Here is a 15248-nt window from a genome sequence, read left to right as displayed (position 1 = left end):
TTCCAGGTCTCCGTCGGGTCGGCGGATCAGGGGCAGGAGCCGGTGGCGATGGTGTAGTGGCCCGGCGGAGACTCCTTGAGCGTGCGGGTCACGAAGGTGTTGTAGAGGCCGAGGCTCTGGCCGGAGCCCTTCGCGTACGCGTAACCGCCGGTGGTGGTGGCGCGGCCCGCGCGGACGTGCTCGTAGTTACTGGCGGTCCAGCAGGCGGGAGGGTCGGTGGGTGGATCCACCGGTGGCTCGGTGGGCGGCTCGGTCGTCGTGCCGTCCAGGCCGAAGAACGTGGTGATCCAGTAGCTGGAGCAGATCGACGCGATGAAGTGCTGGGTGGCGGTGGCGCCGCACTGCTGCGGGCCGGTGCCCGGCGCGACCGGAGTGCCGTGGCCGATGCCGGGCACCTTGTTCACCTCGACGGCGGTCCGGCCGCCTGCCGTGACGTACTCGCTCCTGCGCGTGTTGTTCGGTCCGAGCGTGGAGGTACGGGACGGGGTCTGGCCGAGGCCGTGGACCGCCGTCCACTGGTCGCGGAGCTCGTCGGCGTTCCTCGGAGCGACGGTCGCGTCGTTGTCGCCGTGCCAGATCGCGACCCTCGGCCACGGTCCGGCGTATCCGGGATGCGCGTCGCGTACGGCCCGTGACCAGGCGGCCGGGGTGCGGTCGGCGCCGGGGCTCATGCAGCTGAACGCGGAAACCACGTCGGTCCCGCAGCCGTACGGGATTCCGGCGACCACCGCGCCGGCGGCGAACACCTCCGGGTAAGCGGCGAGCATCACCGCCGTCATCGCTCCGCCCGCCGAGAGGCCCGTGACCTGCGCGCGGGCCGGGTCGGTGCCGTACGCGGTGGTGGCGTGAGCGACCATCTGCCGGATCGAGGCGGCCTCGCCCTGGCCCCGCCGGATGTCGCCCGGCTGGAACCAGTTGAAGCACCTGTTGGCGTTGTTGGCGGTGGTGGTCTCGGCGTAGACGACCAGGAAGCCGTGCCGGTCGGCGAAGGTGTTGAGCCCGGAGTTGTCGGCGTAGAGCTGCGCGTTCTGGGTGCAGCCGTGCAGCGCGACGACGACGGGTGCCTTGGCGGGGAGGGAGGCGGGACGGTGGACGTACATGCTGAGGGCGCCGGGGTTGGCGCCGAAGTCCGCGACCCGTTCGAGCGCGGCGGCGGCGCGCGGAGCGGCCTGCGCCTCGGCGGCGTGCGGGACGAGTGCGGCTCCGGTGACGAGCGTGACGGCGGCGGCGAGCGCGGAGAAGAGGCGACTTGGGCGGCCTCCGCGTCTCCGTGGTGGTGCCGGGTGCGACGGCGTGACGTACGGCAAGGTGACCTCCCGTGGAGCGGCGGCACGGGATCGCCCGTGATCCCGTGGCCCCGGCGGCCCTGTCCCGCAGAGCCTCCGAGGTCCGTCACCGTAGGAAGCGCGCGGTGGGCCGGGTAATGGCGGTGCGCGCCACAACCCGGCCCGGAACGAGGCGCCGCCACCCGTTGCGGGAGCGTGCGTCACGCTGCTACAGGCGTACGGTCAACTCCGCGCCTGTGGCGGCCCGGACCTCGTCCACCGTGACGCCGTCCGCCACCTCCCGCAGCACGAAACCCTCGGCGGTGATGTCCAACACCGCCAGATCCGTGATGACTTGACGCACCACGCCACGGCCGGTCAGCGGCAGCGTGCACCGGTCCAGCAGCTTCGGCGAACCGTCGCGCGCGGTGTGTTCCGTCACCACGATGACGTGCCGGGCGCCGTGGACGAGATCCATGGCCCCGCCCATCCCCTTCACCACCTTGCCCGGGATCACCCAGTTCGCCAGGTCGCCGGTGGCGGAGACCTGCATGGCTCCGAGCACCGCCACGTCGATGTGGCCGCCTCGGATCATCGCGAAGGAGAGCGCGGAGTCGACGCAGGAGGCGCCGGGCCGCAACGTCACGGTCTCCTTGCCCGCGTTGATCAGATCGGGCTCCACACCGGACTCCTCCGGGTACGGGCCGACGCCGAGCAGGCCGTTCTCCGACTGGATCACCACCTCCACGTCCTCGGGCAGGAAGTTCGGGATCAGCGTCGGCAGGCCGATGCCGAGGTTGACGTAACTGCCGTCGGTCAGCTCCCGCGCGGCACGGGCCGCCAGCTGCTCACGGGACAGTGCCATGTCAGGCCTCCACGCGTACGGTGCGACGCTCGACGCGCTTCTCCGCGCGCGGGTCACCGGGCTCGACCGGGACGACCCGCTGGACGAAGATTCCGGGCAGATGGATGTCGTCCGGGCCGAGTTCACCGGGCTCCACCAGCTTCTCCACCTCCGCGATCGTGACGCGTCCGGCCATCGCGGCCAGCGGGTTGAAGTTACGGGCGGAGGAGTGGAAGCGGAGGTTGCCGTGCCGGTCGCCGACGGCGGCTTTGACCAGTGCGAAGTCGGTGGTGATGCCTTCCTCCAGGAGGTGGTCCCGGCCGTCGAAGACCCGCGTCTCCTTGGGCGGTGAGGCGACGGCTACCGAGCCGTCGCCTCCGTACCGCCACGGCAGTCCGCCCTCCTCGATCCAGGTGCCGGCGCCGGCCGGCGTGTAGAAGGCCGGGATGCCGGAGCCGCCGGCCCGCAGCCGTTCCGCCAACGTGCCTTGCGGGACCAGCTCCACCTCCAGCTCGCCTTGGAGGTACTGCCGCGCGAACTCCTTGTTCTCTCCGACGTACGAGCTGGTCATCCGGTCGATCAGCCCGGCCCGCAGCAGCAGGCCGAGGCCCCAGTCGTCCACGCCGCAGTTGTTGGACACCACCCGCAGCCCGCCCACGTCCCGCTCCAGCAGGGCGTGGATCAGTACGCCGGGGATACCGCAGAGACCGAATCCGCCGACCGCCAGCGACGCTCCGGCCGCCACGTCCGCGACCGCGTCCGCCGGGTCGGCGACCACCTTGTCCACACTCATCCGTCAGCCCTCTCGCCGCATCGACTGCGACGAGACTAGGAACGGAGGACGGCGTACGGCGATGGCGTCCGCCCACACATCGCCACCGGCCCAGGTGGTGGCGGACCACGCGAGGCCCTACCTCCCGCGCCGCTCCTTCGCCAGCCACGGCCCGAACTCGCTCTCCAGCACCAGCCGCCCGAGCTTCCGGTACTCCTGGAGCACCGCCGTGACGAGCTGGTCCATGGTCAGCGGCGCCCGCGACTCCGCGGCGAGGTAGGCGGCGGTCACCGCGCAGGCCCGGATCGAGCCGCCCGCCAGCTCGAAGCGGTTCGCGCAGAACTCCAGGTCGAGCGCCGGATCGCGCGGGATCGCCGTGCCGAGGCAGCGGTCCCAGAGAGCGAGGCGCTGTTCGGCGTCCGGGATCGGGAACTCCGCGATCACGTCGAGGCGACGGGTGAACGCCTCGTCCAGGTTGGCCCGGAGGTTGGTCGTGAGCACGGCGATCCCGTCGAAGGACTCCATACGCTGGAGCAGGTACGCCGACTCCACGTTGGCGTGCTTGTCGTGCGCGTCCTTGACCTGCGACCGCTTGCCGAAGATCGCGTCGGCCTCGTCGAAGAGCAGGATGCCGTTGACGTCGGAGGCCTCGACGAAGATCCGCTCCAGGTTCTTCTCGGTCTCGCCGATGTACTTGTCCACCACCGTGGAGAGGTCCACCACGTAGAGCTCCATGCCCAGTTCGCGCGCGATCACCTCGGCCGACATGGTCTTGCCGGTGCCGGACTCGCCCGCGAACAGCGCGATGACCCCGCGGCCCCGTCCGCCGCCCGGCCGCATGCCCCACTGGCCGAGCACCTGCTCGCGATGGCGCGCGCGGAGAGCGAGTTCGGTGAGCTGTGTGCGGGTGGCCGGAGGCAGCACCAGGTCGTCCCAGCCGACGGCGGGTTCGATGCGGCGGGCGAGCCGTTCGAGGCCGGCGCCGTTCTGCGCGCGGACCGCCGCGCGGAGGTCGTCCGGGTGGACCGGGCGTTGCTCCAGGAGCGCCAGCCGGGAGGCGACGGTGGCGGCCTTGCGCACCTGGTCGGAGTCGAGCCGGTAGGAGGCGGTGGCCTCGATGAGGTGGTCGTCGGCGTTCGCCTGCGCGTCCGGCAGCCCGACGGACCTGGCCGCCTCGGCGAGCGCCTGCCGCCACTGGCGTGCCGCGCCCGCCGGGCCCGGCGGCAGGACGGCGACCGGGACCGGGCTGTCCCGGGTCCAGAGCGGGTCCCAGTTCTTCTTCCCGTACGCGATCAGAGGCGTGCCGCTCACCGCCGTGCAGAGCGAGGCCAACAGGCGTGCTCCTTCCGGCCGTTCGGGTGCCAGCGCCTCCAACGGGCCGAGGATGATGCCGCCGTGGGTGAGGCGGGCCTCGGTGGCCAGGGTCCGTACCAGCTCGGCCGTCCGGTCGCCGGCCGCCGCGAGCGCGGCGATGTCGACGACGAGCGGGCGGCGGCCTGCGGCGGTGAGCGCCTCGACGGCCAGGCCGGAGGCGTCGCCGCCACGGTCGAGCAGGTGCACCAGGCCGCTGCCGGTGGCGAGCGCGGCGGCGATGCGGCGAGCCTCGGGACGGTCGTCGGGCTCGGTGGCTGTGGCGGGCACATGGGCCAGGCCGCGCAGCCGTCCGTCGGGTTCGTCGTCGCCGAGGAGGTGCGCGGTGATGCGGTCGGGCACTCTCAACGTACGGGAGAGCACGGGGCGTTCGGGGTCCGTCACCTCCAGCAGGCCGCCTGCGACGAGCGGAGCGGAGGGCTGGAAGCGGAAGCGGCCGGAGCCCGCTGCTGGCAGGCCGCAGAGCTCCAGCGCCAGGCCGACGGCGGGTCGGCGGCGGGTCAGGTCGTCGTTGAGGTAGCCGTAGAGGCGCTCGAACCGGGCGTCGACGTCCGGTGCCATGGCGACCAGCAGCAGGTCGATGTCCAGCTCCACCAGCCCGAAGCTCCGGGCCAGCCGGCCGAGCCGGGAGCCTGGCTCCGTGACGTACGACGGTGGCTCCTCACCGTACGGAGGTACGGGCACGAAGGCGTCCCGCGACTCCAGGATCCGCTCGACCGCGTCCGGCGTGAGGTACTGGCCCCGGTACGGATCGTCCGGCTCCGGGTCGGTGGCGCGGCGGGCAGCCACCGCGTGCCGGACCCGCTGTTCGACGCGGGCCAGCCGCTCCCACAGCACCTCCACGTCCACCAGCGGCGGCGCGCTCTCCGTCACACTCGCCGTCATCGCGCCGCACTCCCCCGCCTGCGCCGCCCCGGCGGCAGTTGCCTCTCCCGTTCGGCGGCGAAGCCCTCCGCCGCCAGCTCGGCGCCCGCGCCTTCGTACCGCAGGCGGCGGCCCGGGTCGTCTACCGCCGTGCCGTCCACGGCCGGTGCGGCCTTCATGACGAGGCCTTCGGTGACCGGCGGTCCGGCCGGAGCCCGTTCGCCGGCCAGCGGAGCGAGAGCGCGGAGGTCGATCGCGGCCTTCAGCTCGCCGCCGAGCGCGGACCACACGTCGGAGGCGGACGGTCCGTCGGTGCGCGGGCCCGCCGCCTCCAGCTCGACGGTGAGGCCGAGTTCGGCGAGGCTGCCGGTGAGCATCCGGGCGGGCAGCGTGTCGTGGCGCATCAGGCAGCGCAACACCTCGGAGAGCAGGCGGTGTTCGTCCTGCGGACGGTTGGTCCAGGCGGTGACCAGATAGGTCAGCTCGAACCAGCGCGGCGGTGTCCGCCAGCCGGTGACCATGCCGTTCTGGTCGTGCTCCTCGGCCGTGCCGGTCCGCCGCCGTCCCGCGTCCTCGCGGATGCCGTGCAGGAAGACGCTGATGGTCGGCGCGTTGCGCCGGGCCGACCAGTCCTTCGTCGGCGCGTCGAAGACCAGGTCGACGCCGCTCTCCTGAAGCCCGGCGTCGACCAGCAACAGCCTTAGGCCTTCATCGACTTCGTGGATCATCGGCGGATCACCTCGTCCGGCGGCGTGATGGTGCCGAGCACGACGAGGAAGTCCGTCGTGACCGGGGAGAAGCCGGGGCCCTGGGCCGTGATGACGCGCGGACCGGTCTGGTCCTTCGCCAGGATGAGCAGCTGCGCGATGAACGTGCCGTCCGGGTTCGGCAGGGTCGGCGCGGCGGCCGCCGTGATGCCCGGGTCCCAGCTGAGCTTCACGGGCGCGCCGGGCGGGAAGTCCTTGCCGCGCACCGAGGTCACGAAGCCGGGCTTGCCGATGGCCGGGACCGCGACGATGCGGGGCTGGAGGATGCGCAGCGGGATCCGGGAGACGTTGTCGTTCCGGTTCGCGTCCGTGCCGGTGGTGGTGAGCGTCGCGGTGATGGTCGTGCGCAGCGCGCGGTCCGGTGAGAGGACGACGCGGACGACGGTGGAGGCGCCGGGTGCCAGGTCGGGCAGCGTGCACCGGCCGGCCGTGCAGCCGGCCGGGAGCGGGCCGGACGGGATGGTTCCGGTCAGGCCGAGCTGAAGCCGGAGGCCGGTGGCGGTGGCGGTGCGGCCGTTGCGCACGGTGTAGGTGACGACGACCTTGCCGCCGACGTAGCCGGGGCTGGGCTGGGCCCGGACGACGACGCCGGGTCCGGCCAGGGGCGCGGGCGGCAGCGGGGCCGGAGGGCGCGGTGCGGGCGGGCGCGGGGCCGGCGGCGGAGGCGGTGCGGGCGCGGTGGTCGGGGGCGCCGGGGTGGGGGGCGGAGGCGTGGGGGTGGGAGGGGTCGGTGTGGGAGGGGTCGGGGTCGGTGGCGTGGGGGTCGGCGGAGGCGCGTCCTGGACGGGGACGAGGGTGCCGGTGGCGTTGTCCGTCGGGTTCGGGTCGAGGACGGTGCCGGTGACGGACCAGCCGATCGGCTGGTCGCCGCGCGTCACACCGGTCAGCTTGGCGGTGATCTCGACGCTCGCGCCGGGCGGGACGACTCCGAGGCCGCACTGCGGCGAACCGGCCCCGCACGTACCGGCGTCGGTGGTCAGCTCCTCCAGCCGTACTCCGGGCGGTGGATCGGCGGTGAAGACGGTGCCCGGCGACGGTGAGGGGCCGTGGTTGACCACGGTGACCTTCACCTCGACCGAGGAGCCGGCCTCCACCGTGGGACCGGTCGGCGGGGCCGTCACGGCGAGGTCGACCGACTGCTGGTAGCTGGGCTCCTTCTGGCGGCCTGCGTGGTCGTTGTCCAGCGGCGTCAGCTCACCGGAGGCGAGGTCCAGGACGGAGAGCTGCTCCATCGAGTTGACCGGCTGCTCACGGCGGGAGGAGAGCACGAGCCGGCTGCCGTCCGGCGACCAGGCCACGTCACGCGGCTGGAACGGGCCGGTCCCGGTGGTGTCGGGCACCGGCAGTTCGCAGCCGAGCGGGTTGTCCCGCTCGGAGGAGGGCAGCACGACGCGGCAGCCGCCGCCGCTCAGCGGCTTGACGATGACGCCGTTCCGCTCGTTGATCCGGCCGCCGCCGTCCTTGCGGTTGAAGGCCACCCGCGTACCGTCCGGAGAGAACGCCGGGCTGTCGTCGATGACTTCGCAGGCGCCGGGGCAGATGGTGGCGCTGAGGTCCCGCTGCTGGTCGAGCCGGTTCACCGGGACGGTCCAGATGTGCTTGTTGCCGCCGTTGCCGTTGATCACCTGCGTACGGGTGAAGGCGAGGTTGACGCCGTCGGAGGACCAGGTCGGCTGGGCGTCGCCGCCTTGCCGCTGGCCTTCGGGCGGGCGGATCTCGTCGAGGATCGCGCCGGTGGCCACATCGGCGACGAGGATGCGGCCCGGTCCGGCCGCCTCGCCGACGCCGCCGGGCGAGGTGCGCGTGAAGGCCAGTTTCGTACCGTCGGGCGAGAAGGTCGGGTCGGTGTCCCAGTCGCGGTCGCCGCGACCGGCGAGCGGCAGCGCGGCGCCGTCGGTGCCGTCGGCGTCGACCATCCAGATGCGCTGGATCCGCGCGTCGGCCGGGCCCTCGAAGCGGGTCACGACGATGCGGCGGCCGTCGGGCGTGTAGTTCTGCCGCTCGGTCCACGGGTCGAATCCGGCCGCCGGGTTGAAGAGCGGGTCGGCCGCCGGATCGGTGTTGGTGCGGGCCGCCGGGTCCTCCTTCAGGATGGTGAAGCCGAGGTCGCGCGGGTCCGAGCCGTCCTGGCGTACGTCCTGGAGCGTGACGGTGTTGGCCGTGGCGGAGGTGATCCGGGAGACGATGACCTCTCCCGTACCGCTGTCGCTGCCGGTCCAGGTCGGGGACGCGACGTCGCGGTCCTCGGAGACCAGCTGCTCCGGCGTCTGCTCGGAGAAGGCCGGACCTCGGTAGACGTGGTCGAAGTCGTCGCAGCCGCAGACGTGGAACGGGCTGAGGAAGAGGACGTCGTCGCCGTTCGGCAGCCAGGAGACCGAGTGGCTGCCCCACTCCGCGTGGCCGCCGGCCAGCAGCGGCCGGTCGGTACCGAGGCCTTCGGTGACCCGCAGCCGGTAGCCCTTCTCCGGGTCGGGGTCGGTGATGTGCGTGTACGCGATCCGGCTCCGGTGCGTGTCGTCGTCCACCGGGTTCCAGGACGGGTCCTTCGCGTCACCGGGCGGGCCGTCGCTGATCCGCCGCTGCTCACCACCGGCGAAGGCGCGCTCGTATATCTGCCAGCCGCGCGTGGCGTCGCCGTCGCAGGCGTACGCGATCCGGCCGCCGTCCGGCGAGAAGGTCGGGGACTCCTCGTTGTCCGGGGTGTCGGTGAGCCGCCGCAGGTTCGAGCCGTCGACGCCGACCGCCCAGAGGTCGCGCTGGACGGTTCCGCCGGGGCCCGGCTCGGCGGAGTCGAAGACGACCGTACGGCGGTCCGGCGAGAGTTCGGGGTTGCCCGCGTCCCGGTCGGTGGTGAGTGCGCGTACGGTCCCGTCGGCGTCGCGCACGTACACCTGCGGCCGCACGCTGTCGCGGAGGCTGGTGAAGACGAGGACGCCGCCACGCGCGGACGGCTCCTGGTCGTAGTGGGTGGGGCCGGTGTTCCCGAAGAGCCGGTCGGTGGTCTTCTCGCCGGTGGCCTGTCCGAGGCTGCGGTGTTCCGTGCCGGCGAAGGCGATCCTTCCGGCCTGGGCCGGGTCGGCGTCGGCCTCGGCGGCCACCGCCTCGCCCGAACCCTGCGGGGCGGCGGCCGATCCGACCACCAGCAGCGGCGCCAACAGCACCACCGCGCCCGCCAGTCGGCTCCACCGGGAATGCTTCGCCGGGCCAGCAGTGCCGGTCACGGCCCACCTCACAGTCTGTTGATGACGCTCCACCGTCGAGCATCGCGCTCGCGCGGGTCAGGAAGACAGGCCTCGAATACCCGGACCGGGGGAAGGAGCGGCTGCCCTTTGCGGCTGCTCCTTCCCGCCGGAAGGCTCGGCTCGGTCAGATCAGGCCGTGCCGCATCGCGTATCCGACCGCGTGGGCGCGGTTGCGCAGTTCGAGCCGGGTCGCCACCTCGTGCAGCACGTTCTTGACGGTGCGTTCGGAGTACGAGGTCTTCTGCGCGATCTCCGATGTGTCGCAGCCCTCCGACACCAGCCGGATCATCTCCGCCTCCCGTGCCGTGAGCGTGGAGAGGGTCAGGCCGCGCGGGTCCAGGACCGTCCGCTGGAGGCTGCTGACGTGGTCCAGGAGCTTGCCGAGCAGATCGCCCGGAAGGACGCCTTCGCCGTTGGCCATCGCCTTGACCAGGTGGATCAGCCGGTCCTGGTCGGCCTCGCCGCGCCGCAGCACGGCGGCGACTCCGCACTCGATCATGGTCTGGAGCGCGCCCGACTCGAAGAAGCCGACGACCAGTCCGGTGCGGGTGGAGGTGTTGCGCTGGAGGCGGTGCAGGAGCTGGACGGTGGGCTCGTCCACGGTGTCCACCACCACCAGCGAGACCTGGGCCCGGTCCGCCTCGGACTCCGGTATCAGCTCTATCTCGGGTCGCATCCGCAGCTGGTGGACCATGCCGGTCTGGAGGATCAGGTCCTCCGCGTACACCGCCACGGTGACCCGGCCGCCGCTCCCGGCGCCGGGGACGGTGCGGGCGGACCGGGCGGTCCGCTGGGCCGCGTCGGGCCTGCGGTACCGGCCGCGCTCCGTCGTCCTGCTCTCCGTGCCCGCCGAGTCCGCCGTGGCCCTGCTCTCCGCGTCCGCCGTGGTCATCGTGTCTGCCGTCGTCATCGTCATCGTTCCGCGCCGTCTTCCTCAGGTACTTCCGCCCGATATGCCTGTCACCGCTCCTCACCGCACCGGTCTTCGGCAGGGGGCGCGGGCCCGGGGCGGGGGCGTGGGGCCACCGGGGCGGTGTGCGTCCGGGGCACCGGCCCTGCCCGTTCGTTGCCCTCGCGACCCTGCTGCGCGGCCGCCGGGGCGGCCTACGGTCGCAGGGTGACCACATCTGCCGAACTCGAAATGCCCACGGTGACGGTGTCGCCCGGCGGTACCGCGACGACGACCCTGACCGTGCGCAACGACGGCGACATCGTCGAGGCCTACACCCTCGAAGTCGTCGGCGACTGCGCCGCGTGGAGCACCGTCGAGCCGGCCCGCGTCTCGCTCTATCCGGGCACCTCCGAGACGGTGACCCTCACCTTCGCTCCTCCGCGCTCCCACGAGGTCAAGGCGGGCGAGACCCCGCTGGCGGTCCGTGTCCTGCCCGCCGAGCACCCGGAGTCGGTGGTGGTGCCGGAGGGCACGGTCACCGTCGAGCCGTTCCACGAGCTGCGCACCGAACTGGAGCCGCGCCGCCGCCGGGGCTGGCTGGGCGCCCGTTTCCGTACCGCTGTGCAGAACCTGGGGAACACGCCGGTCGACGTCGCCTTCACCGGCAAGCAGGCCGGTGAAGAGCTGCGGCTGGGCTTCACGCCCGGTCAGAAGCGGCTGGAGCCCGGTGAGTCGGCCGAGATCCGGCTGAAGGTCCGTACGGCCAAGCTGATCTGGTTCGGCGAGCCGGTCACCTGGCCGTTCGAGGTGGAGGCCGCGGAGGTCGTCGCGCCCGTGGAGGCGCCGGTCGCGGTGGCCGCCGGCAGCGGCGAGATGGTACGGCCGGAGCCAGTCCGGCCGGAGACCAACGGCTTGGAGGCCGTACGTCCGGAGCCGGTTCCCGGTGAGTTCCTCCAGCTGCCCGTGCTGCCCAAGTGGCTGCTCATCGTGCTGGCCGCGCTGCTGGCGCTGCTGCTGGCCTGGTTCGCGCTGGTCCGGCCGGCGGTGAAGAGCACCGCGAAGCAGGCGGCGACCGAGGCCGCGCAGGAGGAGGCCGCCCGCGAACAGCAGCAGGGCGCGCCCACGCCGGGCGGCCCGGACGACCCGGCGGGAGCCCAGGGGCAGGGCACCGGTCCGGACGCGCCGGGCACGCCCGGTGGCAACGGCGGCTCCGGTGCGGGACCGGGCGCAGGCTCCGGGCCGGGCGGCACGGGCGCCGTCGGCACCGAGCAGAGCTCCGCGACGATCGACGTGGAGTCCCGCGCCGGGGGCCAGGAGACGGGGACGTACCAGGTTCCGGCGGGCAAGGTCTTCGGCATCACGGACATCGTGGTGGCGAACTTCCAGGGCGACGAGGGAGTGCTGACGATCTCCTTCGGAGAGCGGAAGATCACCACCATCGCGCTGGAGACCTTCCGCAACCAGGACTATCACTGGGTCACCCCCATTCAGGTTCCGGAGAACGCCACGGTCACCGCTGCCGTCACCTGCGCCAAGCCCGGCACTCCGGCGACCGGAACACAGGCTTCGGGCTGCCATCAGGTGATTAACGTCAGCGGCGTACTCAGCGATCTCGCACGGTAGAACTACAGCGGAAACGACGGCGCCGGGCACCGTGTTCCACCTTTCGACGACGGCACCTGTCCGGCGACGACGACACCTTTCGATGACGACAAGAGCAGAAACCCGCCGCCGGAGGAAACCCGGCGTGCCGGGCGATGGCGGATTCATCCTCCTGAATACGCCAAAGGTCTACACCAATTCGGACACCCCAGGCGCCGACGACCCGAGAAGAATATCCGGTTCCGGCGGACCGGGGCACGAACGGACCTGATCAGAGCCGTTCCTGACGGCCCAGGAGGAGATGCCGGGTGCCCGATCGGAACGGTCGGGCGCCCGTTTCCGTCGGCGCGAACCGGCCGGATGACCACACCTTCTCGGCGCATTCTGGCCGAATACCGTCAGTCCGCCACGATTCCCGGAGAGCCCCGTACGGTTTTTCACCATGTGACGTTCATCGAGAAGAAGAGATACCGCACACACCACCTCCAAGAACCGGAATCAGCGCTTCCGGCGAATCCCGGGAACGACGGCCGGAACACCGGACGGAACGGCAGCCCGAGCGGAAACAGTTCCGTGACCCGCTGTTCTCCTCCACGTCATCCGGGAGCCTCGGAATAGGCCCCGCCTTCCGCGAAATGCGCAAGTGACGCGGCCGGTCCGCCAGGGCAGCATTCACCGCCGCGGAGGTGCCCGGGAAGGCAGCGTCATTGCCCCGCGCGGAGGACTTTGAGACCTACTCCCGGCCACCGCCACCGGGCAAGACTGACCGGTGAACGAGTGACCACCCCGAAGGAGCGAGCATGCCGTCGTACCTCACCCCCGGTGTATACGTGGAGGAGGTGCAGTCCGGAGCACGGCCCATCGAGGGAGTCGGCACCGCGGTCGCAGCCTTCGTCGGCTTCGCCGGGACGGGCCCCTTCCACCAGCCGACGCTGGTGACCAACTGGGACCAGTACGTCCAGACGTTCGGCACCTTCACCGCCGACACCTACCTCACGCACGCCGTCTACGGCTTCTTCGCCAACGGCGGCGGCGCGGCCTACATCGTGCGCATCGGCGGCCCCGCACAGGGCGCGTCCGCGTCGAGCGGTCCCGGCGCCGTCTCGCAGGCCCCGGCGCCCGTCGCCCTCGGCGGATTCCTGGTCGCCGCCAAGTCCGGCACCAGCTCCGACCTCTCCGTCGAGATCGCCGACGCCGAGGGCGAGAACCCGCCGGAGGACCGCTTCAAACTGCTGGTCCGCCAGGCCGGCAAGGTGGTGGAGACGTACGACGTGTCCACCCGCAAGAACGTCAAGGGCTACCTGGTCACCCAGGCCCGCGACTCCCAGCTCATCCAGGTCACCGAGCAGCCCGGCACGGCCCAGAGCCGCCCGGAGAAGCAGACCGTCGCCCTCGCACCGGCCACGCCCGCACCCGCCACCGGCTCCGGCGTGGCGCGGCTCGACGCGTCCGAGTACGTCGGTGACGCCGCCGCCCGCACGGGCTTCGGCGGCCTGGAGTCGATCGACGAGATCACCATGGTCGCCGTCCCGGACCTGATGAGCGCCTTCCAGCGCGGCGACATCGACGCCGAGGGCGTCAAGACCGTGCAGCTCGCGGTCATCTCGCACTGCGAGCAGATGGGCGACCGGGTCGCCGTCCTGGACACTCCGCCGTCCATGAACGCCCAGCAGGTTCGCACCTGGCGCAACGACGACGCCGGATACGACTCGCGCTACGCCACCCTCTACTACCCGTGGGTCAAGGTCTTCGACCCGGCGAGCGGCCGCAACTCCCTGGTCCCGCCGAGCGGTCACGTGGCCGGTGTCTGGGCCCGCAGCGACGGTGAGCGCGGAGTGCACAAGGCGCCCGCCAACGAGGTCATCCGCGGTGCGGTGGACCTGGAGATCCGGCTCAGCAAGGGCGAGCAGGACCTGCTGAACCCGATCGGCGTCAACTGCGTCCGCGCCTTCCCGGGCCGTGGCATCCGCATCTGGGGCGCCCGCACCCTCTCCTCGGACCCGGCCTGGCGCTACCTGAACGTGCGCCGGCTCTTCAACTACCTGGAGGAGTCGATCCTGATCGGCACCCAGTGGGTGGTCTTCGAGCCGAACGACGACCGTCTCTGGTCGAGCATCCGACGTAACGTCACCGCCTTCCTCACCGAGGAGTGGCGCCGCGGCGCGCTGTTCGGACGCACGGCCGAGGAGGCGTTCTACGTCCGGTGCGACCGGAGCAACAACCCGCAGGAGTCGATCGACCTCGGCCAGGTCGTCTGCGAGATCGGCGTCGCGCCGGTGAAGCCGGCGGAGTTCGTGGTCTTCCGCCTCGCGCAGTTCTCGGACAGCACCAGCCTCATCGACGAGTGACCTTCGCGGTCCTCATCTCTCCACTTCGCCACTTCAATCGGAACAGGTGACACACAGTCATGGCAGAGGGCGACGCTCTTTCCACCCACGTATTCGGCGTGCAGCTCGGCGGCTACCTCGTGGAGTCCATCCAGGAGATCAGCGGCATGACCGTCGAGGAAGAAGTCGTCGAGGTCCGTCAGGTGACCGCCGAGGGCAAGCAGATCATCCGCAAGCAGCCGGGCGCGCGCCAGGCGGGCGAGGTGACGATCACCCGTGGGCTCGACCAGAGCAGCGAGTTCACCACCTGGATCAAGGAGACGCTCAACAACGGGGCCGTCGACACCGCGCGCCAGAACCTCACGATCGAGATCAAGGACTCGACCGGTGAGACCGTCCGGCGCATCCAGCTGATGCAGGGCTGGGCCTCCAAGTGGGAGGGCCCGTCGCTCAAGGCCGGCGAGTCCAGCGCGGCGACCGAGACGGTGACCATCACCTTCGAGGAGATCGTGGTCGAATGAGGCGCCGGACCGTTTCGCCGGGCAGCGGCCTCGAAGAGGTCCTGGACAACCTCGCCGCGGCGCCCGCCGCACGCGAGGAGACCTCCGCGCCCGCGCCCGCCCGCTCCCGCGAACGGGACTCGCTGCAGACGGAGTTCGCCTTCGAGCTGCCGCGCGGGTACGTCGACGACGAGGGCCAGGTGCACCGCCACGGCACCATGCGGCTCGCGACGGCCCGGGACGAGCTGCGCCCGCAGATCGACCTGCGGGTGAAGGAGAACCCGGCGTACCTGTCGGTGGTGCTGCTGAGCCAGGTCATCACCCAGCTCGGCACGGTCACCGACGTCCACGCCGGGATCGTGGAGCGGATGTACGCCACGGATGTGGCGTTCCTCCAGGACTTCTACCGCCGGATCAACAGCGAGGGCCACACCCACGCCGCGGTGACCTGTCCGCTCTGCCACGGCTCGTTCGAGGTGGACCTCTCGGGTGGGCGCCTGGGGGAATCGTGACGTACGCGCTTCCCCGGTTGCGGGAGGAGATCGCGTACGTCGCCTACCACTTCCATTGGCAGCGTGAGGACATTCTCGACCTCACCCACGCGGAACGTCAGCAGTGGGTGCGGGAGATAGCGCGGATCAACACCCGCGTCAACGAAGGCGGATGATCGTGTGGGGTTCGGGGACTGGCTGCGCCGGACGGACCGGCCGGTGTCGGGGCCGGGCGCCGAGGAGGCAGGTTCCACGGGACCGGCTGCCGAGCCCGCCGGTGGCTCGGGTACCGACTGGGACGGTGGCTGGCG

The 15248-nt window shown here is 71.9% G+C and carries 12 protein-coding genes; 5 read left to right on the top strand and 7 right to left on the bottom strand.

From position 1 onward, the window contains the following. Positions 1-26 precede the first annotated feature (26 nt). From ABZ267_RS03850 to ABZ267_RS03820, 7 genes are all read right to left on the bottom strand, one after another. Positions 27-1307: a PHB depolymerase family esterase gene (locus tag ABZ267_RS03850; protein ID WP_356748182.1), complete on the bottom strand. Its 1281-nt coding sequence runs from the start codon at positions 1305-1307 to the stop codon at positions 27-29. A gap of 187 nt (positions 1308-1494) precedes the next feature. Then, positions 1495-2130, bottom strand: a complete 636-nt coding sequence (locus tag ABZ267_RS03845; protein ID WP_356364046.1) for a 3-oxoacid CoA-transferase subunit B — start codon at positions 2128-2130, stop codon at positions 1495-1497. Position 2131: 1 nt separating this feature from the next. Then, positions 2132-2902, bottom strand: a complete 771-nt coding sequence (locus ABZ267_RS03840) for a CoA transferase subunit A (RefSeq protein WP_356748180.1) — start codon at positions 2900-2902, stop codon at positions 2132-2134. 117 nt (positions 2903-3019) lie between these two features. Continuing rightward, positions 3020-5137 (bottom strand): ATP-binding protein, encoded by a 2118-nt coding sequence (locus tag ABZ267_RS03835; protein ID WP_356748178.1) that lies wholly within the window; start codon positions 5135-5137, stop codon positions 3020-3022. After that, positions 5134-5844, bottom strand: coding sequence for a DUF4255 domain-containing protein (locus ABZ267_RS03830; protein WP_356748176.1), 711 nt, complete (start codon positions 5842-5844; stop codon positions 5134-5136). The genes ABZ267_RS03835 and ABZ267_RS03830 overlap by 4 nt, the downstream gene beginning before the upstream one ends. Next, the gene (locus ABZ267_RS03825) at positions 5841-9104 is read right to left on the bottom strand and encodes a hypothetical protein (protein WP_356748175.1); all 3264 of its coding nucleotides are present in this window, start codon (positions 9102-9104) and stop codon (positions 5841-5843) included. The genes ABZ267_RS03830 and ABZ267_RS03825 overlap by 4 nt, the downstream gene beginning before the upstream one ends. A gap of 145 nt (positions 9105-9249) precedes the next feature. Next, positions 9250-10035 carry a LuxR C-terminal-related transcriptional regulator gene (locus ABZ267_RS03820; protein WP_356748173.1) on the bottom strand — a complete coding sequence of 262 codons (786 nt, stop codon included), beginning with the start codon at positions 10033-10035 and terminating at the stop codon, positions 9250-9252. Positions 10036-10266: 231 nt separating this feature from the next. Between ABZ267_RS03820 and ABZ267_RS03815 the strand changes: the two genes are divergently transcribed. The 5 genes from ABZ267_RS03815 to ABZ267_RS03795 all read left to right on the top strand — a co-directional run bounded on the left by ABZ267_RS03815 (position 10267) and on the right by ABZ267_RS03795 (position 15113). Then, on the top strand, positions 10267-11640 hold the full coding sequence (locus ABZ267_RS03815) for a hydrolytic protein (protein ID WP_356748371.1): 1374 nt from the start codon (positions 10267-10269) through the stop codon (positions 11638-11640). A gap of 779 nt (positions 11641-12419) precedes the next feature. Further along, positions 12420-13967, top strand: coding sequence for a phage tail sheath family protein (locus ABZ267_RS03810; RefSeq protein ID WP_356748171.1), 1548 nt, complete (start codon positions 12420-12422; stop codon positions 13965-13967). A gap of 59 nt (positions 13968-14026) precedes the next feature. Further along, entirely contained in the window at positions 14027-14467 is a 441-nt protein-coding gene (locus tag ABZ267_RS03805) for a phage tail protein (protein WP_073802749.1), read from the top strand. Further along, entirely contained in the window at positions 14464-14958 is a 495-nt protein-coding gene (locus ABZ267_RS03800; protein ID WP_356748170.1) for a hypothetical protein, read from the top strand. The genes ABZ267_RS03805 and ABZ267_RS03800 overlap by 4 nt, the downstream gene beginning before the upstream one ends. Beyond that, positions 14955-15113, top strand: coding sequence for a DUF6760 family protein (locus ABZ267_RS03795; RefSeq protein WP_018492281.1), 159 nt, complete (start codon positions 14955-14957; stop codon positions 15111-15113). Before ABZ267_RS03800 ends, ABZ267_RS03795 begins: the two co-directional genes overlap by 4 nt. Positions 15114-15248: the final 135 nt, after the last annotated feature.

Source organism: Streptomyces sp. NPDC006174, from assembly GCF_040614075.1.
GTDB lineage: Bacteria > Actinomycetota > Actinomycetes > Streptomycetales > Streptomycetaceae > Streptomyces.
Note: the sequence above shows the minus strand (reverse complement) of the source record. Positions and strands in the feature narration are given on the sequence as shown.

Bases quoted from the DNA above. Each gene is read 5' to 3' on its own strand.
- ABZ267_RS03845 (WP_356364046.1), bottom strand. From the start codon at position 2,130: ATGGCACTGTCCCGTGAGCAGCTGGCGGCCCGTGCCGCGCGGGAGCTG.
- ABZ267_RS03840 (WP_356748180.1), bottom strand. From the start codon at position 2,902: ATGAGTGTGGACAAGGTGGTCGCCGACCCGGCGGACGCGGTCGCGGAC.
- ABZ267_RS03835 (WP_356748178.1), bottom strand. From the start codon at position 5,137: ATGACGGCGAGTGTGACGGAGAGCGCGCCGCCGCTGGTGGACGTGGAG.
- ABZ267_RS03830 (WP_356748176.1), bottom strand. From the start codon at position 5,844: ATGATCCACGAAGTCGATGAAGGCCTAAGGCTGTTGCTGGTCGACGCC.
- ABZ267_RS03820 (WP_356748173.1), bottom strand. From the start codon at position 10,035: ATGACGACGGCAGACACGATGACCACGGCGGACGCGGAGAGCAGGGCC.
- ABZ267_RS03815 (WP_356748371.1), top strand. From the start codon at position 10,267: ATGCCCACGGTGACGGTGTCGCCCGGCGGTACCGCGACGACGACCCTG.
- ABZ267_RS03810 (WP_356748171.1), top strand. From the start codon at position 12,420: ATGCCGTCGTACCTCACCCCCGGTGTATACGTGGAGGAGGTGCAGTCC.
- ABZ267_RS03805 (WP_073802749.1), top strand. From the start codon at position 14,027: ATGGCAGAGGGCGACGCTCTTTCCACCCACGTATTCGGCGTGCAGCTC.
- ABZ267_RS03800 (WP_356748170.1), top strand. From the start codon at position 14,464: ATGAGGCGCCGGACCGTTTCGCCGGGCAGCGGCCTCGAAGAGGTCCTG.